Origin of the sequence: Verrucosispora sp. SN26_14.1 (assembly GCF_004307965.1) — a bacterium.
In the GTDB taxonomy this organism is placed as follows: Bacteria; Actinomycetota; Actinomycetes; order Mycobacteriales; family Micromonosporaceae; genus Micromonospora.
Genome location: NZ_SISL01000814.1, coordinates 1 through 1,138 on the forward strand (window position 1 = coordinate 1; position 1,138 = coordinate 1,138).

At 71.6% G+C, this 1,138-nt stretch carries 1 pseudogene; it reads right to left on the reverse strand.

Features of this window, described 5'->3' with window-relative positions:
• A pseudogene (locus EYA84_RS32130) lies at positions 1 to 723 on the reverse strand (hypothetical protein); the annotation flags it as partial.
• Between the last annotated feature and the right edge of the window lie 415 nt (positions 724 to 1,138).

The following is a 1,138-nucleotide window of genomic DNA, read 5'->3' on the forward strand; positions in this document are numbered from 1 at the left end:
AGAGTTGTATAAGAGACTGGCGGTCCGCCGACCACCGGGGATCAGCGCCGACAACCGGGCCTGACCGGGGGTGGCGATGCCCGGCCGGGACGGACGCAGCCGGGCGTGCTCGGCGATCAGCTCGTCGAGCTGCGCGATCACCGTGGCACGCTGCTCGATCGCGTCGGCGAACGCCAGCGTGAGCACGAACCGGAAGTCGGGTGCCGCGTCGGGAGGCAGCAGCACGCCGGAGCCGCGTCGGCGGTCCAGCACCTGGATCAGCGTGACCGGCGCGTGCGGGTCGTGGGCGAGCCCGGTCATCCGCGCGTACGCCCAGTCGCGGCGACCCCGCCCGCCGAGCAGCACCAGTCGACGGCTGGTGATCACCGCCATTCCGGCGTCGGTGGCCCGTACCCCTTCGGGGAGGCGCGGGCGCAGCCGGCCGATCGGCGGGGCCACGGTCAGGTCCGGAGCGGGCAGGACGGCGTTGTGCCGCACCTCCACCAGTTGGGCGGCGGGCACCACCCGCAGCACCACCTCGTCGGCGTCCAGTTCGAGCGGGAGGCCGCACCCCGCCGTGGCGGACCCCTGGCACTGCTCCGCCAGCGTCCGCAGGCGACGCAGGTCGTCGTCGCGTCGTCGCCAGTCCCCCTCGGCGCTGCGGAACGTCCGCAGCCGGCGCTCGTTCTGCCGGCGCGCCCACCGGTACCGCCATGTCGAACCCGTCGAATCAGTCCTTGCCACGCCGACTCCTTCGCCGCGCAGGCCACCAACCGCAGGCCACCTAAGTGGGGTGTCACAGTGTTAACGACCTCGGGAACCGCCATGGACACGGCCAAGAGTGGGTCAAATACCCGATCGGTGGACTAATAAGGACAAGATGGTGGTTTCGCTGCGTGGCCGGACGGCGACGTGCGGGTGACTGTGACGCCACCGGCGACGGTGACGCCAATCAATCGAGCGGGTGTGCCGGACGCCCGCCCGCGACCGATGCGGCGACGCCGAGATCCGGGACTACGCCAGGGAACGCGAGATGAGCCACGCACCACCGCGCCGCCGAGACCGACACCTCGTCGACCGGCTGCTCGACGGCGACCCGGTCGCCCTGCGCCTGTCTCTTATACAGCTCTCCGAGCCCACGAGACTAGCGCTCAGGGCG